The 20,035-nt window shown below is 43.8% G+C and carries 17 protein-coding genes, 1 tRNA gene and 2 pseudogenes; 12 read left to right on the forward strand and 8 right to left on the reverse strand.

Annotation, left to right across the window (positions count from 1 at the left end):
* Positions 1–142: 142 nt before the first annotated feature.
* Positions 143–233, reverse strand: a tRNA-Ser gene (locus tag R7E47_RS03460).
* A gap of 329 nt (positions 234–562) precedes the next feature.
* On the opposite strand from R7E47_RS03460, the gene R7E47_RS03465 reads away from it, so the two are divergent.
* Complete coding sequence (locus tag R7E47_RS03465) at positions 563–1,243, forward strand: MaoC family dehydratase (protein ID WP_005386198.1); 681 nt, start codon at positions 563–565, stop codon at positions 1,241–1,243.
* Positions 1,244–1,306: 63 nt separating this feature from the next.
* Here the strand turns inward: R7E47_RS03465 and R7E47_RS03470 are convergent, their stop codons facing one another.
* A complete protein-coding gene (locus R7E47_RS03470; RefSeq protein WP_017635752.1) occupies positions 1,307–2,131 on the reverse strand; it encodes a phosphate ABC transporter substrate-binding protein in 825 nt (274 codons plus the stop codon).
* Positions 2,132–2,397: 266 nt separating this feature from the next.
* Between R7E47_RS03470 and R7E47_RS03475 the strand changes: the two genes are divergently transcribed.
* Positions 2,398–2,751, forward strand: coding sequence for a DUF3024 domain-containing protein (locus tag R7E47_RS03475; RefSeq protein ID WP_017821084.1), 354 nt, complete (start codon positions 2,398–2,400; stop codon positions 2,749–2,751).
* Positions 2,752–2,784: 33 nt separating this feature from the next.
* On the opposite strand, the gene R7E47_RS03480 is transcribed toward R7E47_RS03475, so the two are convergent.
* Positions 2,785–3,594 carry a helix-turn-helix transcriptional regulator gene (locus tag R7E47_RS03480; protein ID WP_017635750.1) on the reverse strand — a complete coding sequence of 270 codons (810 nt, stop codon included), beginning with the start codon at positions 3,592–3,594 and terminating at the stop codon, positions 2,785–2,787.
* 71 nt (positions 3,595–3,665) lie between these two features.
* The gene (rnb, locus tag R7E47_RS03485; protein WP_017635749.1) at positions 3,666–5,669 is read right to left on the reverse strand and encodes an exoribonuclease II; all 2,004 of its coding nucleotides are present in this window, start codon (positions 5,667–5,669) and stop codon (positions 3,666–3,668) included.
* 413 nt (positions 5,670–6,082) lie between these two features.
* On the opposite strand from rnb, the gene R7E47_RS03490 reads away from it, so the two are divergent.
* Positions 6,083–8,014, forward strand: coding sequence for a DEAD/DEAH box helicase (locus R7E47_RS03490; RefSeq protein WP_005375680.1), 1,932 nt, complete (start codon positions 6,083–6,085; stop codon positions 8,012–8,014).
* Positions 8,015–8,086: 72 nt separating this feature from the next.
* On the opposite strand, the pseudogene R7E47_RS25475 reads toward R7E47_RS03490, so the two are convergent.
* Positions 8,087–8,330 (reverse strand): annotated as a pseudogene (locus R7E47_RS25475) (EAL domain-containing protein); the annotation flags it as partial.
* Between the two features lie 71 nt (positions 8,331–8,401).
* The gene (locus R7E47_RS25480; protein WP_258670099.1) at positions 8,402–8,632 is read right to left on the reverse strand and encodes a hypothetical protein; all 231 of its coding nucleotides are present in this window, start codon (positions 8,630–8,632) and stop codon (positions 8,402–8,404) included.
* A 468-nt stretch (positions 8,633–9,100) separates the two neighbouring features.
* On the opposite strand from R7E47_RS25480, the gene R7E47_RS03500 reads away from it, so the two are divergent.
* A complete protein-coding gene (locus R7E47_RS03500; protein ID WP_017821080.1) occupies positions 9,101–10,294 on the forward strand; it encodes an acetate/propionate family kinase in 1,194 nt (397 codons plus the stop codon).
* Positions 10,295–10,363: 69 nt separating this feature from the next.
* Here the strand turns inward: R7E47_RS03500 and R7E47_RS03505 are convergent, their stop codons facing one another.
* Positions 10,364–11,293 (reverse strand): LysR family transcriptional regulator, encoded by a 930-nt coding sequence (locus R7E47_RS03505; RefSeq protein WP_318083743.1) that lies wholly within the window; start codon positions 11,291–11,293, stop codon positions 10,364–10,366.
* A gap of 128 nt (positions 11,294–11,421) precedes the next feature.
* Between R7E47_RS03505 and R7E47_RS03510 the strand changes: the two genes are divergently transcribed.
* The 4 genes from R7E47_RS03510 to R7E47_RS03525 all read left to right on the forward strand — a co-directional run bounded on the left by R7E47_RS03510 (position 11,422) and on the right by R7E47_RS03525 (position 15,273).
* On the forward strand, positions 11,422–12,336 hold the full coding sequence (locus R7E47_RS03510) for an alpha/beta hydrolase (protein ID WP_017821078.1): 915 nt from the start codon (positions 11,422–11,424) through the stop codon (positions 12,334–12,336).
* Positions 12,337–12,408: 72 nt separating this feature from the next.
* The gene (locus R7E47_RS03515; protein ID WP_005375705.1) at positions 12,409–13,347 is read left to right on the forward strand and encodes an alpha/beta hydrolase; all 939 of its coding nucleotides are present in this window, start codon (positions 12,409–12,411) and stop codon (positions 13,345–13,347) included.
* Between the two features lie 205 nt (positions 13,348–13,552).
* Positions 13,553–13,855: a hypothetical protein gene (locus tag R7E47_RS03520; protein WP_005375707.1), complete on the forward strand. Its 303-nt coding sequence runs from the start codon at positions 13,553–13,555 to the stop codon at positions 13,853–13,855.
* A gap of 398 nt (positions 13,856–14,253) precedes the next feature.
* A complete protein-coding gene (locus R7E47_RS03525; RefSeq protein WP_238970826.1) occupies positions 14,254–15,273 on the forward strand; it encodes an alpha/beta hydrolase family protein in 1,020 nt (339 codons plus the stop codon).
* Positions 15,274–15,396: 123 nt separating this feature from the next.
* Here R7E47_RS03525 and R7E47_RS03530 read toward each other — a convergent pair whose 3' ends face one another.
* Entirely contained in the window at positions 15,397–16,203 is an 807-nt protein-coding gene (locus R7E47_RS03530; RefSeq protein ID WP_062730947.1) for a sulfite exporter TauE/SafE family protein, read from the reverse strand.
* Positions 16,204–16,325: 122 nt separating this feature from the next.
* Between R7E47_RS03530 and R7E47_RS03535 the strand changes: the two genes are divergently transcribed.
* The 4 genes and pseudogenes from R7E47_RS03535 (at position 16,326) to R7E47_RS03550 (ending at position 20,020) form a co-directional block, all read left to right on the forward strand.
* Entirely contained in the window at positions 16,326–17,120 is a 795-nt protein-coding gene (locus R7E47_RS03535; RefSeq protein WP_005375710.1) for an AraC family transcriptional regulator, read from the forward strand.
* A 339-nt stretch (positions 17,121–17,459) separates the two neighbouring features.
* The gene (locus tag R7E47_RS03540; protein WP_005375711.1) at positions 17,460–18,128 is read left to right on the forward strand and encodes a DUF1826 domain-containing protein; all 669 of its coding nucleotides are present in this window, start codon (positions 17,460–17,462) and stop codon (positions 18,126–18,128) included.
* Positions 18,129–18,132: 4 nt separating this feature from the next.
* The gene (locus tag R7E47_RS03545) at positions 18,133–18,603 is read left to right on the forward strand and encodes a Fur family transcriptional regulator (RefSeq protein ID WP_017635740.1); all 471 of its coding nucleotides are present in this window, start codon (positions 18,133–18,135) and stop codon (positions 18,601–18,603) included.
* 82 nt (positions 18,604–18,685) lie between these two features.
* Positions 18,686–20,020: pseudogene (locus tag R7E47_RS03550) on the forward strand (dihydroorotase).
* Positions 20,021–20,035: the final 15 nt, after the last annotated feature.

Consider the following 20,035-nt stretch of genomic DNA (forward strand, 5'->3'; position numbering starts at 1 on the left):
TAAAAGCCCGCTAAACATTAGCGGGCTTTTAACTGGAATATATTGAAGTGCCGGATTCGTTTACGAGCGAGGATTTCTAAATCTCGTTTTTTAAGAGCTAAAACGACGAAAGCTCGCAATAAATGCGAGCTCTCTAAATAAGTGGCGGAGAGATAGGGATTTGAACCCTAGATACGCTATTAACGTATGCCGGTTTTCAAGACCGGTGCTTTCAACCACTCAGCCATCTCTCCGTTGTGGGCGGTATAATAAGGAGCATAGTCCGACTTGTAAAGTGCTGAATTATAATAGAAGTACTGTTTGCTTGTTTTATGATCACTGATGTGATGTTGGACAGTTTGAAAACGGAGTGAAAAAGGGACAAAAAGTACCAATTTATAGAGTTTTTACTTTATATTGGCGCACGTCAATAAAATGGTGTTTTATTGTTATCTTGCTGATATATAAGACATAACATGCTTTTAGGGTACATGTGTTCGCCCGAAAGTATTTGCAAGACTTTGTGAACTAATTCAAAATTAACTGGTATAGCCAGTTGTGCTTAGAATTCTTAAGGGTGTTTATGAAGGTCACAAATCTATTTAAAGACAAAGTTGATGCGATTTCTGCTCATCAATCCGAGTTTATGAATTGGATGTCTCCAACGTTACGCGATTATTGGAGTGACTTTTTGGGGAAAGCTCAAAATAGCTTTCTTTTCTCAAAAGTTCGTGATCACCAGCAGCCAGCCGTCAACGAAGAAGTTGCACCTCAACCTGCACCGATCGTAATGGCACCTGAGGCTCAAAAGCTTTATGACGAGTTAAGTGAAAAAATTGGCGAAGTTATTCACACTGGTGATTGGGTTCATGTGTCTCAAGAACGTATTAACCAATTTGGTGCGGTAACGGAAGACATGCAATGGATTCATACTGATCCAGAGCGTGCTTCAACTGAATCTCCATTTAAGACAACTATCGCTCATGGCTTTTTAACATTAGCATTGCTGCCTAAACTGACGGATTCAGTCGATCCAGAAAAGCCAATGTTCCCAACAGCTAAAATGGTAGTTAACTTGGGTTTAAACCAAGTCCGTTTCCCTTACCCTGTCAAAGCAGGCAATAATGTTCGTGCAGTCAGCACGTTAACAAAAGTAACGCCAATCAAAAAAGGTTTGGAGATTGAGCGCGAAATTAAAGTGGAAATTGAAGGTATTCGTCGACCTGGTGCGGTTGTGGTCTCTGTAATTCAACTGCATTTCTAATTCCGAAACCGGATAGAACACGACATAGTAAAAGAGAGCATCAGGGTGCTCTCTTTTTCATTTTTACTGATTAAAGTTTTTTACTGGCGTATAACCGTAATCTGCAATCGCTTTTTGTCCCTGCTCTGAACGAAGGAAAGCGATAAAACCTTTACCTGCATCGCTAATCTTATCTACTTTGTATAGCACTAGGAATGGTCGCGCCAACTTGTACTTATGATTGCTAATGTTTGTCGAGGTTGGGTCAATACCATCTAACTGAATCGCCTTGATCGAGCGATCTACTGACCCTACAGAGATAAAACCAATGGCGCGAGTGTTATGGTTAACAATGGTTTTTACCATGCTGTTGCTGTTTACAACCAAGTTGTTTGGGCTGATATCCGAGACAAGGCGATCATTAACGATTTTGGTCAGTCCCAGCAAGCTTTCGAAGCTGTAACGTGAACCTGAAGACGCTTCTCTAGTAACCACCGCGATAGGCTGATCTGCGCCCCCGACCTCTTTCCAATTCTTAATCTTACCTTTGTAAATATCAAACAGCTGTTGCTGAGAAAGGTTTTCTACAGAGTTGGTACGGTTTACAACAACAGCGAGGCCATCATAAGCGATAGGGTATACATTGAGATCTTCACCTTTTTCGCTTTCAGTCAGATAGCGAGAGCTCATGCCTATTTCGGCTACTCCTTTATTGACCATGGTGATACCAGCACTCGAACCAATGCCCTGAACAGCAACGTAATCGTCTGGGTGTGTTTTGTTGTATTCCTCAGCAAGTACATCCATCACACGAGCAACCGACGTTGAACCCGAGATGTTGATTTCTTTTGCAATGGTAGGGAGGGAGACTGCTATGGCCAATAACGTCGCCACAGTAAAACGTAACATATTAAACTCCATATACGGGATAAAGCAGAGTTTATGATATTGCGTTCAGGTTACACTTTTGTGAACTGTTAGCGCTAAACAGGGGAATTGTTTCTAGTCAAGAGGTGATGGAGCTAGCGTTTCCAAGTGGACTGAGATGATAATCTGGGCAAATGATAATATAGCTATCTTATACTTGAGTTAGGTAGATAACTACCATCGGTGATGATGTAAAGGTTATATACTAGGATCGACAGCTCTAACTATCATCCATCGGGAGAACGTTGATGTCAGTGTCCCAAATGGCGACAAGTCGTTTATACAAATCAGTTCAATCGCTCTGCTCTGCGCGTAATGCTAACTTGCCTGTCGAACAGGGCAAGTGCCTCTATGAGCTAGTAGAAAATGGCGTTGAGCTTCATCGGGCGCATTTTCTCCTCGACTCCCAGCATAGCGAGTATACTTCTCCCGTCGCGAAGATCATGTTTGATGAGGAAAACCAACTTTGGTATTTCTATGTTCCCACATATCACAACGAGCTGTTAAGGTGGGTGCCTTATAAGCCACTTCCATTTAGCCGAATGCTTGAGGACTTACTCAACGAGTTGGAGCGCGATCCTCAAGCGTGTTTTTGGGAATAGGGCGAGCCCAACGGATGCGAATGCCGACATGATTTATACTTTAGGCCTAACAACTTGGTTTCTAAAGTCTTTGGGGGTCATGTTGTAAACGGATTTAAATGCTGTACTGAAATGCGCTGCACTTTTAAAGCCAGACTCAAACGCTATTTCTGTTATTGATTTTTCTGACTTGCGCAGTTGGGTTGCTGCGAAGTTTATCCGTTTCACCTTTAATATCTGAGAAAACGAAAGATCATCTGCGGCGAGGCGACGTTTTAAGGTTGCGATGGACATGCTCATATGAGCCGCTAAGCCTTCTAGCGTGATGTCTTTTTCAATATTACCCTCAATGTACTTAATGGCTTTTTGAGAGTCGCTCAGGCTACTTGCATCATCTATGATAGATAGGATGTTTGGCTCTACCTCAACCATCAACGACAGCAATGCCATTGCGATATGGCTTTGTGTGTAGTCTGGAGCATTGCGACTCGCTAACTTAACCAACATGTCCTTCAATTGTGCTACTTCGCTACTGGATTGCGTTGAAAAAGGATAGAAGCGCCTTTCTTCCGTTTTGGAACGTAGCATCGGGTGCGCTTTCTTAAAGTCACAGAATATATTTGGATTGAAGACTAAAGCCAGTGCTTTAAAGCCTCCGTCACTAGAGACGGCTTCTGCACTGCTCAGATCTGCGGAGTTATAGAGTGTGAAATCTCCGGCTTTAAGTTCAAATTGCTCGCCATTAGGTTGATGAACTAATAGGGCACCTTCTTCAACAATATATAACCCATTATGTGTTGCAGTGTAACGCTCACTTTTGCGCGCAGTGAAGTGATTAAAGCGAATGATCTCAATGTTCGGCATACTCTTTCTTATCGTTTTACATAACAAATAAAAAAGGCGCTCAATAGAGCGCCTTTTAACTTCATTCGGTATTACTCACTTACAGTCTGTTCTGTTTGTGCTGCTGGTTGTTCAGCGAATACCTGGGTTGGCTTTGCAACTAAACTGCGGTTTTCTTGGTTTACGTCCGTAAGGACAATTTCCAATGTATCCCCAAGTTTGTATACGACCTCTTTATCGATAGAGATGGTACCGTTGTCGCCATTGCACTCAATTCTTTCTTTATTATCAAGAATTAGTGCACCAGGAATAAAGGCTGCTGCGCCATTTTCGAGAAGTCGGACACGTGCGCCTGCACGATTAATATCGAAAATCTCACCTGTGAAACAAGTTTTCTTACTCGGCTCATCAGCAAGCGTGCGTGCATATAGCCAATCTGAGACATTTCGCTCAGCGATTTTATGATGTTTACGATGTAGAGCTAGCTCTTCGCCTACTTGGTCATCTGGTTTTTGTACGGGTTCTTTACCAAGGATGACGGCCTTCAACATACGGTGGTTGATCATATCACCGTATTTACGAATTGGTGATGTCCAAGTTGCATAGATGTCTAAACCCATTGCGTAATGAGGCAGAGGCTGATTACCCACCTCACTGTATGCTTGGAACTTACGAATGCGGTTATCTAGATAAGACGTTTCTTGAGCTGCCAACCAGCGGCGCAACGCAGCAAAGCCTTCTAGCGTAGCAATAGACTCCGCTGTGAACTCCAACTGGCCTTCTGGATTGACAAGTTGAACCACTTCTTCAATCTTCTCGTTCTTGATACCTGCATGCGTATTGAAGACACCTGTTTCAAATTTATCGCGTAATGTACGACCTGCACAGATGTTTGCGGTAATCATGGATTCTTCAACAAGACGGTTTGCACTGCGGCGCATGTCTGCGTGGATAGCGATTACATCGTTATCTTCACTGAGCTCAAAACGGTAGTCAGGACGATCAGGGAAGACCACTGCGTTTTTCTCACGCCATTCAGCGCGAGCAAGAGAGAACTCATAAAGATCACGAACGATGGTCGCGATCTCTTCAGATGGCGTCCATGCTTCAGAGCTGCCGTTTTCTAACCAATCAGACACGTGATCGTATGCTAGGCGTGCATGTGATTTGATGTTTGCCGCGAAGAATTTAATATCGTCGCCAATCACACCATCTTTACTTACCGTTACGGTACAGCAAATAGCAGGGCGGGTTTCACCTTCAATCAGAGAACATAGGTTGTCCGCTAAATCGCGAGGTAGCATCGGGATGTTGCGTCCTGGAAGATAGATAGTATAGCCACGCTCACGCGCTACTTTATCCATTTCATCTTCAGGTGTGATGTAAGCGGTTGGGTCCGCAATAGCGATGGTGAGTTCGAAATCGCCAGATACGGTTTTCTTCGCGTACAGCGCATCGTCCATATCTTTAGTCGATTCACCGTCGATAGTGACGAATGGAACATGAGTCATGTCTACGCGTTCTAGCTCCGCGTCGTCTTTCAGTTCCCAGTTATCGATGCCTGCTGGCTCAGAGTTTGGTAGATCGTTTTGAGCAAGCGTTACCCACCAAGGCGCAATTTTATCATTCGCGTCAGTGATTTTTTCAGAAATTTCTACGAAGAAAGAGTTATCGCCTTTTAGAGGGTGGCGAATAAGATGTGCGACAACCCAATCACCTTCGGCGAACTCGTCAGGTTTTAGACCTTTCTTTAGTTTCGCTTTAAGAGATAGCTTTTTAAGCTGTGGGTGATCAGGTGCTACGTTGAGCTTGCCTTTGAACATTTTTACTCGACCAATAAAGCGAGTCACGGCTTGTTCTAGCAGCTCTTGTGGCTCTGCAACTTCGCGTTCATTTTCGGTGCGGATAATGGCGATGACTTTGTCACCGTGCATGCACTTTTTCATGTACGCAGGCGGGATGAAGAAGCTCGTCTTACTGTCCACTTCCAAAAAGCCAAAGCCTTTATCTGTGGCTTTTATTGAGCCTTCTTTTTTAGGCAGGTTTTCTTGGATTTGCTGCTTAAGCTGAGCGAGTAGTGGGTTATCTTGAAACATCTTTTCTTAAATTACCTATGGAGTTGGGCACACTATAATCATTGCGAGCTATTATTACTACCTGTGGAGCGTAATTTCGCCGTGAATTTTGCCAATTTAACCACGAGAAATTGGCTTAAATATTGATGAAATTCTCATCTGTGAGTTACGCGAATCTACGGGGAATGGTAGGGTTGGTGGAAAAATATGCTAAAAATACCATTATTGAGAATAAATTGTGATGTAATTCAATTTTTTCTGGATTTTTTTATGCTTTTAAGGAATAATCCGCCTCCCTTAGTCGTCCCTAATGGCTTATCGCGGTTGTGTACTGTGCTGTGTTCCCGTCTGAATGGAATCAGTATCTGGATGGATCAGTATCGAATTGGAAGAGCATATGGGACTGTTTTTTTGTTTAATTAAGTAGGATCCCAATGCAAGATTCTGTTATTCAATTCAGTGATTTATCTCTGAATGATTCTATCCTTTCTGCTCTAGACGGAATGGGTTTCGTGTCACCAACTCCAATTCAGGCTGCGGCAATCCCACACCTATTGGAAGGTGCTGACGCGCTGGGTAAAGCTCAAACAGGTACAGGTAAAACAGCAGCGTTCTCTCTGCCTCTTCTCAACAAACTCGATCTAAACCAACGCAAACCGCAAGCGATTGTACTTGCTCCGACTCGTGAGCTGGCAATTCAGGTTGCAGCGGAAATGAAAAACCTTGGTAAAAACATCAAAGGTTTGAAAGTTCTAGAGATTTACGGTGGCGCATCTATTGTCGACCAAATGCGTGCTCTTAAAAGTGGCGCTCATGTAGTTGTCGGTACTCCAGGCCGTGTTCAAGATCTTATCAATCGCGAACGTCTACACCTAGACGAAGTTAGTACTTTCGTTCTTGATGAAGCAGACGAAATGCTAAACATGGGTTTCGTAGATGACGTAACTGCGATCATGGAGCACGCTCCAGAGTCAGCACAACGCGTTCTGTTTTCTGCAACTATGCCTCCAATGCTGAAGAAGATCGTTGAACGTTTCCTTCGTGACCCTGTAACGGTTGACGTTGCTGGTAAAAACCACACTGTAGACAAAGTTCAACAACAGTTCTGGGTAGTGAAAGGTGTAGAGAAAGATGAAGCAATGTCTCGTCTTCTTGAAACTGAAGAAACTGACGCGTCAATCGTATTCGTACGTACTCGTCAAGATACTGAGCGTCTGGCTGACTGGCTATCTGCACGTGGCTTCAAAGCAGCTGCACTGCACGGTGACATTCCTCAGTCTCTACGTGAACGTACTGTTGATCACATCAAACAAGGTGTTATTGACATCCTAGTTGCAACTGATGTTGTAGCTCGTGGTCTTGACGTTCCACGTATTACGCACGTATTTAACTACGACATCCCATTTGATGTTGAGTCATACATCCACCGTATCGGTCGTACTGGCCGTGCTGGACGTAAAGGTAAAGCGATCCTTCTAGTTCGCACTAACCAAATTCGTATGCTTCGCACTATCGAGCGTGTAACTAAGTCATCTATGGAAGAAATCCAACTTCCTCTACGTGACCAAGTTGCTGAAGCTCGTCTAGCTAAGCTAGGCGCTGAGCTTGAAGCAGAAAAAGAGCACAAAGCACTAGACAAATTTGCTGAGTTGGTAGAGAAACTACAAACTTCTCTAGACATCGACCCTGCAACACTTGCTGCTATGCTTCTTAAGCGTCAGCAAGGCAAACGTCCTCTGTTCTATATTGGCGAAGACCCAATGGTTGAAGCAATTGAGCGTGACAAGCAACGTCGTAAAGAGCGCCGTGAAGGTGGTCGCGACGGCGGTCGTAACTTCAACAACCAAGACTGGGATACTTACCAGCTTCAAGTTGGTCGTGAGCAAGGCGTTCAAGTTAAAGACATCGTTGGCGCTCTAGCAAACGAACTAGGTCTAGGTAAAGGTTCTATCGGTGCGATCAAACTAGCTCAAGGTCACACATTCGTACAGCTACCTAAAGCAATGACTTCAGACGCGGCGAACAAGCTAAGCAAACTACGTATCCGTCAACAAGATGTTGGTGCTGTAGTATGTGACTTCGATGATTTCCGCGAGTCTCGTGGTGGTCGCCGTGACGGTGGTCGTCGCGATGGTGGTCGTCGTGATGGCGGTGGTTACCGTGGCAACCGCGAAGGCGGCAATCGTGGTGGTGATCGTCGTGAAGGCGGTCGTCGCGAAGGTGGTTTCCGTGGTAACCGTGACGGCAACCGCGATGGTAATCGTGAAGGTGGCGAACGTCGTTTCGATCGCAACCGTGGTGGTGATCACCGTGGTGCACATCGTGGTGAACGTGGTCACGGTCGTGGCCGTCGTACAGACGCATAATCACGAGTGATTAAAGCGACGGTTTAAGTTGCTACAAAAAGAATTGAAAGCCGAGCAAAGCGCTCGGCTTTTTTATGCGCGTCTAATACGGTTTTGCTTTTCATCGTGTTTGTTTACCCAACTTATTACTTCGTCTAAGGGCAGGGCAGAACAAGTAACCCTGAATGATGTCACAGCCTCGACTTCTCAAAAAATGCAGTGTGTCCATGTCTTGAACGCCTTCTGCTACGACCGAATACCCTAATCCATGTGCTAGCGCAATCGTGTTCTCAACGATAGAGCGGGAGCCTTCAGTGCGGCTTGCTGTGAAAAGAAATTAACCAGCTTACCTTGAAACGTATTATCAATCTTTCGACGTTTTTGAGGTTATCTCATAATTTGAATCAGTCATTGGCCTTCAGGTTGTGTCATGTCTTCGATAGACTCAAAGTAGTATTTATGATAAGGGAGCCCAGTAAGAGCGTCATGGACGGCATTGCGCTTCTCTCTTTCAGCAACAGTATGAAGCTTTAATATCGAATCGTTGCTCCACTTAATCACCAGCACGACAAAGATACTGCCGCCAAAAAGTATAAGAGAAACCCCCGTTTCTAAGAGAGAAGTAATAGGTTTTTGCATGATAGCGTGCAAAAAAACGGCATAAGCAAAAATGAAACAGCTGATTAACAATAATAGGAAAGTCCACCCGGTTACGTCAGTTTTCGAGCAGATGTTTTTTGTCATCTGCCATCCCCAGCAGAGCAAAATCAAACCTAAGATCACTAATAGAAATGCAATAGTGGGCACATTATTACCCCGATTTATTGATTGGTTTGTTATTTTTGTTCACCCAATAAACAACGTAGCTTATATATCTGACTTTGTACAAATTGACCTATTCATAAATTATGTTTAACAAGTGATATTTTTTAGTCTTCAAATAAAATCAAAACTTGCTACAGATCAACAAAATTTGTTCAATCAAATCGCTTTTACTAAAAGATTGTTGAAAGATTAAAAAATTATTGAATAATAGAGGGGCAAACAAGAAGTACGCAGCGCACAAGCGCTATTACAACCTCTGCTCTACAACAGGATAACTATTTCATGTCTAATTCGTTTGTACTGGTGATCAACTCTGGTAGCTCTTCATTAAAATTTGCTGTTATTGATTCTGAAACCGGTGAAGCTTTGGTATCAGGTATTGGTGAGTGTTTTGGCCTACCTGAAGCTGAAATCAGTTGGAAATATCAGGGAGAAAAAACCGTTGAAGCAATTCCAGCTGGCGGTAACCATCATCAGTACGCTGTTGAGCGAGTGGTAAAACTACTCGAAACTCTAGGTTTGAGCTCAAAATTTGTCGCTGTAGGCCATCGCATTGTCGCAGGCGGTGAAACCTTTAAAGGAACTGTGAAAGTTGATGAAACAGTTATTCAAGAAGTAGAGCGCCTTGCTGAACTTGCACCACTTCATAACAAAGCGAACGCTGAAGGCATGAGAGCGGCAATGGCGGCGTTCCCTTCACTGCCTCAATTTGCTGTATTCGACACTGCTTTCCACCAAACAATGCCAGCCAAAGCCTTTATGTACGCACTTCCTTACGAGCTTTACGAAGAGCATAAAGTGCGTCGTTACGGTGCTCATGGCACAAGCCACTACTACGTAAGCCGTGAAGCAGCGAAAATGCTAGATAAGCCGGTTGAAGAAAGCAGCTTTATCACTGTGCACTTAGGTAACGGTGCATCAGTGAGTGCGGTTAAAAATGGCGAATGTGTTGATACAAGTATGGGTTTGACGCCGTTAGCTGGCCTAATGATGGGCACTCGCTGTGGTGACCTCGACCCAAGTGTTATCGAGTTCCTTTTCCGTAAAGGCTGGGAAAAAGACGAAGTGTTCGAGATGATGAACAAGAAGTCAGGTTTCTTAGGTGTATCTGGTGTGACAAGTGATGCTCGTGGCGTACTAGAAGCAATGGAAGCGGGGAATTCACGTGCGAAGTTGGCATTTGAGATCTTCACTTACCGCGTTGCGAAATACATTACATCCTACCTCGCGGCTCTGGATTCATTAGACGGCATCATCTTCACTGGTGGTATTGGTGAAAACTCACTACCAATTCGTCGTGAAATCTTGAAAAACCTAAAACTGTTAGGTTTTGTTGAAGATCAGAAAGGTAACGAAGATGCAAGATTTGGTAACGCAGGTGTTATTGCAACATCTGAGTTGTTAGGTGCCAAAGCTCTTGTTATTCCTACTAACGAGGAATTTGTGATAGCCAAACAATCGGTTGAGCTATTGTAATATATAACGAAAACAGAAAGTTAAAAGCGAGCCTCGTGCTCGCTTTTTTTACTTAAAGCAATTTGACAATTACTCTTTGGGTTTCAGAGCTTCGCGCTTTTCGATTAAAAAATCCATCAAGACGCGGATTTTTTTCGGCATATGCTCTCGTGAAGGTATATACAAATAAAACCCTGGAAACTCTTTGCACCAAGGTGTCAGAGCTCGGGTCAATCTTCCCTCATTTATGTGCTTTTCCACCCATAAATCAATATGCTTCACTAAACCCACACCCTGTATTGCAGCTTGTAACATACTATAGTCATCATTAAAAATAGCATTGCCTTTAGGCTCGAAAACGAGGGTGCGCTTTGCAACATCTGGAGAGGTTAGCGACCAATGATCAATTGTTCCGCTAGAGGTAAAACGATAAGCAAGGCAATTGTGATCTTCTAAATCCTCAGGAGTTTGAGGTAGTCCATTTTGCCTAAAGTATTCAGGAGAGCTCACTATTGCCGTTGTTAACGGCGGAGTAATAGGGATCGCAACCATATGTTCATCTAAGCTTAATCCTAAGCGAATGCCAGCGTCAACGCCTTCTGCGACGATGTTAGAAAACCCATCATCCATGATTAGCTCTAGGCGTATTTTAGGATAACGAGAGAGGAACTCACCTAGATAGGGCTCAATAAGCAGCCGAGCAGCGGTTCTTGATACACTGATACGGATTAATCCCGAAGGCTCAAGATGAGAGTCGTTCAATTCGTTAACGACCTGCTCAATGTTCACCAATGAAGGTTGCAAAATATCAAGCAGACGTTGGCCTTCTTCCGTCAGCGACATACTTCTGGTGGTTCGATTAATTAACCGAACTTGTAGCTGTTGTTCTAACGCTTTTAGGTGTTGTGATAAGGCAGCACGGGTTACCCCCATTTCTAAGGCTGCTTTAGTGAAACTGCGATGGCGAGCAATATGTGCAAACCACGTCAGTGATGAAATTAAAGAAGGTTCTATTCTCATTTGTTAAGTATAACTAAACAGTCATGTAGATAAAACGATATTTATCCGAAACAGTGTGTTGACTAATATTACATCGAAGCTTAGGTCAGCCTGAGATGAACAGTTAACCTCTAATGGAGAATGTCGCTATGTCTAAAGTCACTTTCAAAAATCTCAATGGTCAAGGTATTGAGATTTCAGCGGTTATCAACTTCCCTACAGATTTTGATGCAAGTAAACAATATGCGGCGGTTGTTGTTTCACACCCAGGTGGTGGCGTAAAAGAGCAAACCGCAGGCCTATATGCGAGTAAACTTGCAAAAAGCGGCATAATTGCCATTGCGTTTGACCGTTCGTATCAAGGTGAAAGTACAGGTGAGCCTCGCCAAATGGAAAACCCTTACACGAGTACTGAAGACGTGAGCGCAGTCGTCGACTATCTGACAACGTTAGAGTACGTCGATAACGATAAAATTGGCGCAATGGGGATTTGTGCTGGTGCGGGCTATAGTGCAAATGCAGCGATCAATGATCGTCGAATCAAAGCACTGGGTATGGTTAGTGCCGTAAACATTGGCCAAATGTTCCGTAATGGTTGGGATAATTCGGTTAACGATGCTGACGCTGTTGGTTACTTAGAATTTGGTTCGAATGCTCGCACAACCGACACGAATGGTACAGAATTCGCGACTATTCCTCTAGCTCCGATGCGTGAAGAAGATGCCTCAAATGCAGAGCTACGCGAAGCTTGGGAGTATTACCACACACCACGTTGTGAACATCCAAATGCGCCGGGTTTTGCTCTAACTCGTAACTTAAACCAGATCATTACTTACGATGCGTACCACAAAGCGGAAGCATTCCTAACTCAGCCAATTCTTGCTGTCGTTGGTAGTGACGCAGGCAGCAAATGGATGAGTGATGACCTGATAGAACGTGCAGCGAGTTCAGATAAAACCTTGTATGCCATTGATGGTGCAAACCATATGTCGCTTTATGATGTTGCCGAATACGTCGATGACGCAGTATCCCAACTCGCATCTTTCTTCCAACGCACTCTTTAATATTCCCGATGAAAGGCTCAATTGCTTCGAGCCTTTCTGCTCTCAAGGCTTTTTACTCTTAAGGTATTGATTATGAATATGCAAAAAATCACTTTTAGAAATGCTGATATGGCTTGGGATATGTCTGCATTAATTTTATTTCCAGAAGGCTTCAATGAATCGAAACGCTACCCAACAATGATAAGCGTTCATCCTTTTGGTAGTTGTAAAGAACAAACATCCAGCGCTGTCTATGGTAAAGCCCTTGCTGAGTTAGGTTACGTCGTGATCGCATTTGACGCGAGCTTCCAAGGAGAATCGGGGGGATTGCCTCGCTACGTAGAAGACCCAAGTCAACGTGTTGAAGATATCAGTCGCGTTATCGACTATGCAGTGACTTTACCTTATGTCGATGAGAATAGAATTGGTGGACTCGGTATCTGCGGCGGTGGTGGTTACATGATCAATTCAGCCCTAACCGAAAAGCGCTTGAAAGCTGTCGTAGGTATTACGCCTGTTAACTTAGGCCGCTTGTTCCGTGAAGGCTTTAGTATGTACGACCCTATCGCCAATCTTGAAGCTATGGCTGCACAGAGAACAGCCGAAGCTCGCGGCTCAGAGCTGAAAATCGATGAACTTCTTCCTCCAAATATTGAATTTGCAAAAGAAAATGGATTAACAGAACGAGACGTGTTCGAAGCTACTGAATACTACAAAACATCACGTGGACAAACCGAAGGTGGTGCAACTCGTATGCTGTTTTCACATGCACAGAAAACACTGAGCTGGGATGCCTTTGCATTTGCCGAAACGTTATTGACTCAGCCTGTTATGGCCGTGGTAGGGCAAAAAGTCGGGGCGTTTGGTGCTTATCGTGATGGGCAGGAAATTTATGGCCGCTCTGTTCAATCAAAAGACCGACAGCTGGTTAATTTGGAAAACTGGTCTCACTATGAACTGTATGACCATCCAGAAGCAGTCGGCATTGCAATGGACAAGGTTTCTGCATTCCTTGAAACACACTTAAAATAATCTAATAAGTTAGAAGCGTTTTGTAGAGTTGCAAAGCGCTTATTTTTAACAGCGTAAGATGTAGTTCGAAGCGAGTAGGTCGGTAAATCTTCGTGCGAATAACTTCATCTACAGGCTATTGACTAAATACCACTGCCAAATACTGTTTAAGACAATGTACACTGAAACCTAATTAAAGGCGTTAGATAGGAAGGCAGTTTAATTCATGCGCAAATCAGATAAGAAGGTCGAGAATCTAATTAGAGAAGTGTTGACCGAAGTTTGTGAAGATACGCTAAAAGGCTACGATGGCTTTCTTTGGGTGACTCATACCGTCAAATTCTCTTCTTTTCCACAAAGTTTAGAAATAGTCTGCGTATTCGAAACGAAGCAAGATCGAGCTAATTTTTTTGAAGGAGAGGGCCGCCAGCATGTTTCCACAACTATTCAAAAGGCATTTAATAAGGTAGGAGTGCAACTAAAGAACGTCAGTAAGCAAATCAGTTACGATACAAAACAAAAGCATTAGCCGCGCAGCAATGGTCCGTAATAAAATGGTGCTTGGCTACCTTGCTATAAAAATGCAAAGGGCACTGGATGGGCAATGAAGCTTCGGCTCACTTAGATATACATCGGTGTAACTATGAGTTATGGAGTTATGGATTGTGAATACGGTTGGTTTTCTAATGTTGCCTTAAGAGGCAATGATTAGTCGTTTACAATGAGTAAAGTACAAACTTCTGCATGGTGGATATCCGCAGAAAATTATTGAAAAGAAAGGCTCTAGCTGGAGCGGTCTATCATTTTCTTTGGGTTACCTCGACTATGAATAGCTTAATTGCTATGTTTCGCAAAATATATGGATATTCTTCTGCTCGTTATCTTCAGATTCCGTGCAGAAGAATGTGTTTGCCGGCTGAGGGAAAAATGAAAACCAAAATAATAATGTCTTTTCTACTCGCTACATTGTGTGTCAGTGCCAGCGCCAGTACGAATGAGCCGAAATACCATTCTGCGCTAACAATCAAAACGGGATTCAGTGAAGACAGAGACAAGCCTGTGGAAGTCTATTATTGGTATCCCACAACGAACGAAAAAAACAACTTCTCGTTTGGTAGGGGGAACATTTTTAAATCAGTCGAAACGCAGTTAGATGCCCCTTTAGCAAGTGGAAAATTTCCCGTTGTGCTTTTGTCGCAGGGCGGAACACGGTCAGCGTTTTCCCACAGTGGTTGGATAGCCTCGAGCCTGGCGCAACAAGGTTATGTCGTTGTGGTACCAAAGCCTCCTGCACCGAACGAAATCAATGCAGAAATGGCTGTCGATGAAATCACATTCAGAACCAGTGATTTGGTGCTTGGGCTGAACGAATTAAGTTCGGTCGGGATACTGTCCGGAGGCGTAGATACTGATGCAGTGCAGGGGGTCGGCTTTTTTCTGGGCGGCACATCTATGCTGATGCTCTCCGGAGCGCAAATAAGCCCGGAGAAATATCGAACATCGTGTCACAACGCCACCAATGTAGACTGTCATTGGTTACGTGAAAATAACGTTGATATTACCAGCATCCCGGATCAAAAATTTCCCCGATTTCAGTCTGAAAACAAACTGAAATCGGTCGTCGTTATCAACCCTGAGCTAACGAAAACTTTTGTCCCTGAAACTCTGGCCTTGATGAACAATGCTATCACCGTGGTGGCGCTCTCTGATCGGCTATATCCCGCACTGACACCAGCCGAATCACTTGTTGCTCTTCCCAATGTAACATTTCAAGAGATCCCCAGTGCGAGTCAGTTTAGTGCGTTCGCAGAATGTACTGAGCGTGGCATTAAAATTCTCGCATCAGAAGGGGAGGAAGCACTTTGCCAGGAGCGTGACGAGGTTTCCAGAAAGGACAATCATCAGCACATTTTGGATGTAATTCTGGCCAGGTTAACAAAGTCATAAGAGTGCAACAATGAGGAGCTTTCTTACACATTGTGTGCTTGGACCAGCAAAGCGAGAAGTAAGTTTTTGCAGGCTTATCCTTTCACCATAGTGCAAGGCCTACTAGTGACCGTGTTATTTGCTCTAACTAAGTACTTGTACCAACATTTTGAAACTTAGAAGAACACACAAAATACCAACGATTTTCTTAAGAACTTTATTTGGGAAATACTCTGCACAACGCACGCCGAGGCTAGTAGTTAAGTAGCTACTAATGGAGAAGCTGAGCATTGCAGGAAGGTATATGTATCCTAAGACTAAGTTGTTCCAATCTGTATTTTCCCATCCGTTTAACATGTAACCGAGGCTTCCTGACAGCGCGATAGGGAAACCTATCGCAGCAGAGGTTCCAATAGCACGTTTTACTTCAAAATTTTGCTGGACAAGATAGGGGATGATCAACCCCGCACCGCTTATAGAGACAAGTGCTGATACAGAGCCAATGACCGAGCCTACAGTGATATTACCGATAGCCCCATGTGGGTTAGGGTTGTACTCATTTTCAGTGTTGAGAAACATCTTATAAGCAACATACAACATGAATACGCTGAAAAAGCCTGCCAGATAGACTCCTTGTAGATACGATGCTACGAATGTGGCGCAAAATGTTCCGACTAGAACTCCGCTCAACATTTTTACTACCATTGTCGAGTCTACATTCTCTTTTTTGTAGTGAGCGCGCATGCTGCCCAATGTTGTAACAATCATCGAAGCCATTGATGTCCCCAACGCAAGATGCACTACTTCCGTATCAGCTATTCCCTGTAGTGAAAATAGAAACGCAAAAATAGGGACGGCCATTCCACCACCACCCACACCAACGAGTCCTGCGAGAAAGCCAATGCCCAAGCCTGCCGTAATGTAATAGATAATAAAGATAGGTTCGTTCATGATGGTTCTGCCTTCGATAAAATGGTCGTTGCTAAAATGTTACTCGAACGCTAACTTGCTATGGTAACGTTAAGAGGACAGAAAATAATGAATAATGGCCAAAATGGAATTGAGTAAATAAAGTGACAAACTCTGATTACAGCGAATGGAAAAATGGCGCCGCACTGATCGTTAAGGAGTGGCAGCATGAAAGGAGCGACTTCAACCATTTGGATCAACGGCCACATAATTGGCACAGTCATCATCGAGGCCAGTTACTGTGTATAGATGAAGGGCTAATTCAGGTCAAAACCGATGAAGGAACGTGGATACTACCACCTCACCGAGCTGGTTGGATCCCCCCGGGTGCGATGCACAGTGTTTATTTTTGTGGTTCTCTGAAAGGTCGTTCATTACTGTTTACTCCAGAGAGTTGTGAGCGGTTTCCAATGAGACCTTGTGTTATCCAAATGAGCGATGTGTTGAAAGCCCTATCGGTTAGAGCATCGATATGGAGCAAAACAGACGATCTATCCATACAGTCTTTACGTATTCTTGCCGTAATATCCGATGAAATCGTCAATAGCCCTCATGAGTCACTCCACATCCCGCTGCCCAGAGATCCGAGACTGCAAAAAGTTACTCAAGCAATTTTAATAGACCCAAACAGCAAACATTCTGTGGAGCATTGGGCCAATATTGGGGCAGTCTCATCTCGGACGTTAAGACGATTGATTCGAAGTGAGTTAAACATGAGTTTTAATGAATGGCGGCAACAAGTACTGCTAATACATTCATTAGAAATGATAGCTCGAGGGGAATCTGTAGGAGCGGTTGCACATGCTTTGGGTTATTCGACGCCCAGCAACTTTATCGCGATGTTTCGTCGGGTCTATGGCGATTCACCTACGCGTTACTTTTCTAATCGCGGAATATAATTTCCGTGCTCGCATGCTCATGATGTTCCCCTAATTATTTTTAATCAAAAAAGGTAAATATTGAAAAGATTAATTGTTATGTTATAACATTGCTTTGTTTGGGGCTCTACAATTTGTTGTTTAAAGAATTGATCTCACAACCAGTAGTCTCCTATTGAGAGAGAGTAAACGTTGATTTCTTCACAAGCGTTGTCTGACTTGACTCTACATGGGGTGGGACTGTGTCAATATGTCCGTGAACTAGAGCGAAATCGTAACGATTACTAGGTCTCATAGCCCTAGAAAATCAACGTTATTAAAACCTTTACCTGACCTTTTTAACGCTTGGGAGGAAGATATATGAGCATTGATGTAGTTGAGAACCCGCTTCGTGTCCAAACAACATCATCGTTGGCGATATCGACATCAGCGAACATACTTAGCGACATCTACAAACCAGAGCACAATATTGCCATATGGCAGCGAACGCTCTCGAAAGAGTTGACGAAGGACATTAATCTGATGCTGGCACAGGAGCCTAGATTGGCACTGGTACAAAGTGTCACGCCAGATGATGCTGCACAATGGGTACGAAGCAAGTTAAAGGGCTATGCGTGTGCTGATGCGCTGAGTGAAGATGTTGCTTTAATCGTCGATATGTTCTGCTGTTTGTTTGAGGTTAAAGAAGCAGGTTTGAGGCTAACTCGCCTAGACAGCCCGATGTGCCCGAAATTTCACTTTGATCGTGTGCCTTGCAGACTTGTCATAACTTATACCGGCCGAGCGACCGAATGGTTAACCAACGATACCATTGATCGCACTAAACTCGGTGCCGGTAGTCTTGGTCAACCTGATCACCTATCGGGCTTATACGACTCTGAAAGTGCCATACGACGAATGCAGCCTGGCGATGTTGCCCTGCTCAAAGGAAGTGGTTGGGAAGGCAATGAAGCCACTGGACTTATACATCGCTCTCCACATGTTGCAGACAATGAACGTCGCTTACTACTCACATTGGATTTCATCTAGAGATATGAGAAAGCTCAAAACGGTAGATGACGTCATGAAGCAGGTAGAGAAAATCTGCCTGCTGCGAGGTAAACAACTCACTACTAAACGGAAATTGATACTGACTTCACTGCTATATGCGGAGAAGCCGCTTTCTGCCTACGAACTAGTTGACTACTGCAATCACAACTTTTCTCAAAACATTCAAGCGATGTCGGTTTATCGAATACTCGATTTCCTTGAAGCAGAGCACTTTGTCCATAAGCTCAATACATCTAGTAAATACGTCGTTTGTTCTCAAATCGCGTGCGATCAGAAGCATGGCGTTCCACAGTTTTTGATTTGCTCTCAGTGTGGAAAGGTTAGTGAAATAGCGGTTGAAGCCAATGTTATTTCTAGCGTATGTGCGAAAGCCATACAAGAAGGCTTCACCGTTCTTAGCCCACAATTTGAGATTTCCTGTGTTTGCGATGAATGCGCAAACCGCCCCCTATGAGGCAGACACACGATCTCCCCTTATAGCTTCACAAGGTGACCGAGTATTGGCCACCTTTTCAAATTATCTAAAAGAATGAATTATGTCAGCAACATTGATTAAAAACGCTCGGGTGGTTAACGAAGGAGCCATTACCGAAACAGATTTACGTATTGTTGATCAACGAATTGACAAGATTGCTACTAATATATCCGTACAACACGGAGATATTGTAATTGATGCTAAAGGGGCTTATTTACTGCCAGGCATGATTGACGATCAAGTGCATTTCCGAGAACCTGGGTTGACACATAAAGGCACAATTGCAAGCGAGTCGCGGGCAGCGGTAGCCGGCGGTATTACAAGCTACATGGAAATGCCCAATGTTAGTCCGGCTACAACGACTATTGACTCGTTAGAGCGCAAGTTCGCTCTCGCTAAAGAAAGCTCGTTTGCGAATTATTCTTTCTACCTCGGTGCAACCGAAGACAATCTTGAACAGATTAAACAACTTAACCCCAAATAACATTGTGGTGTGAAAGTATTTATGGGGGCATCAACAGGAAATTTGTTAGTCGAAGATCCGCAAGCGTTAGAGTCAATTTTTCGTGACTCTCCAGTACTCATTGTTACTCATTGTGAAAGTGGGACTGTTATTAAACAAAACCAGCAAAAGCAAAGGCTTAAGAAGCCAGGTTTCACTATCGAAGACCATCCCATTTTGCGTGACGAAGAGGCCTGTTACGCTTCATCTTCTTATGCGGTAGAACTTGCCAAAAAGTATCACAGCCAACTGCATGTGCTGCACATCACAACGGCGAAGGAGCTAGCACTTTTTGACGAGGGAGACATTCGAGATAAATCAATCACCGCGGAGGCTTGTGTTCACCATCTTTGGTTCAGCAACAAAGATTATGGCGCTCTTGGTAATTTGATCAAATGTAATCCTTCAATCAAGTTTCCTAGTGACCGCGATGCGTTGTTAAAAGCGTTAAATACGGGGCAAATAGATATCATTGCAACAGATCACGCTCCTCACACTTGGCAAGAAAAACAAGTGCCTTACGAGCAGGCTCCAGCCGGACTGCCGTTAGTTCAGCATGCGTTACTTACTCTCTTCGAGCATGTCCGTTTAGGTCATATGAGTTTGACTCAAGTAGTCGAAAAAACTGCGCACAACCTGGCCATTCGCTATGGCATTCAAGGCCGAGGTTTTATTCGTGAAGGTTACTACGCCGATTTGGTGTTGGTTGATGCTCATACCCCAACACGAGTTAGCAACGAAAACAGTTTATATCACTGTGGTTGGTCGCCTTTTGCTGGACATGAATTTTCAGCTCAAATTCAAAAGACTTGGGTCAATGGCGCGCTAGTTTATGCCAATAACAAAGTCATCGATAAACCAGCTGGAGCGATGCGTTTATCCTTCAATCGTTAAGTCGCTGACCGTAAA

It is taken from the genome of Vibrio sp. Vb1026 (assembly GCF_033338745.1).
GTDB lineage: Bacteria > Pseudomonadota > Gammaproteobacteria > Enterobacterales > Vibrionaceae > Vibrio > Vibrio alginolyticus.

Excerpts from the sequence above, each read along its gene's own strand:
- R7E47_RS03465 (WP_005386198.1), top strand. The coding sequence starts at position 563 with ATGAAGGTCACAAATCTATTTAAAGACAAAGTTGATGCGATTTCTGCT.
- R7E47_RS03470 (WP_017635752.1), bottom strand. The coding sequence starts at position 2,131 with ATGTTACGTTTTACTGTGGCGACGTTATTGGCCATAGCAGTCTCCCTC.
- R7E47_RS03475 (WP_017821084.1), top strand. The coding sequence starts at position 2,398 with ATGTCAGTGTCCCAAATGGCGACAAGTCGTTTATACAAATCAGTTCAA.
- R7E47_RS03480 (WP_017635750.1), bottom strand. The coding sequence starts at position 3,594 with ATGCCGAACATTGAGATCATTCGCTTTAATCACTTCACTGCGCGCAAA.
- rnb (WP_017635749.1), bottom strand. The coding sequence starts at position 5,669 with ATGTTTCAAGATAACCCACTACTCGCTCAGCTTAAGCAGCAAATCCAA.
- R7E47_RS03490 (WP_005375680.1), top strand. The coding sequence starts at position 6,083 with ATGCAAGATTCTGTTATTCAATTCAGTGATTTATCTCTGAATGATTCT.
- R7E47_RS25480 (WP_258670099.1), bottom strand. The coding sequence starts at position 8,632 with ATGCAAAAACCTATTACTTCTCTCTTAGAAACGGGGGTTTCTCTTATA.
- R7E47_RS03500 (WP_017821080.1), top strand. The coding sequence starts at position 9,101 with ATGTCTAATTCGTTTGTACTGGTGATCAACTCTGGTAGCTCTTCATTA.
- R7E47_RS03505 (WP_318083743.1), bottom strand. The coding sequence starts at position 11,293 with ATGAGAATAGAACCTTCTTTAATTTCATCACTGACGTGGTTTGCACAT.
- R7E47_RS03510 (WP_017821078.1), top strand. The coding sequence starts at position 11,422 with ATGTCTAAAGTCACTTTCAAAAATCTCAATGGTCAAGGTATTGAGATT.
- R7E47_RS03515 (WP_005375705.1), top strand. The coding sequence starts at position 12,409 with ATGAATATGCAAAAAATCACTTTTAGAAATGCTGATATGGCTTGGGAT.
- R7E47_RS03520 (WP_005375707.1), top strand. The coding sequence starts at position 13,553 with ATGCGCAAATCAGATAAGAAGGTCGAGAATCTAATTAGAGAAGTGTTG.
- R7E47_RS03525 (WP_238970826.1), top strand. The coding sequence starts at position 14,254 with ATGAAAACCAAAATAATAATGTCTTTTCTACTCGCTACATTGTGTGTC.
- R7E47_RS03530 (WP_062730947.1), bottom strand. The coding sequence starts at position 16,203 with ATGAACGAACCTATCTTTATTATCTATTACATTACGGCAGGCTTGGGC.
- R7E47_RS03540 (WP_005375711.1), top strand. The coding sequence starts at position 17,460 with ATGAGCATTGATGTAGTTGAGAACCCGCTTCGTGTCCAAACAACATCA.
- R7E47_RS03545 (WP_017635740.1), top strand. The coding sequence starts at position 18,133 with ATGAGAAAGCTCAAAACGGTAGATGACGTCATGAAGCAGGTAGAGAAA.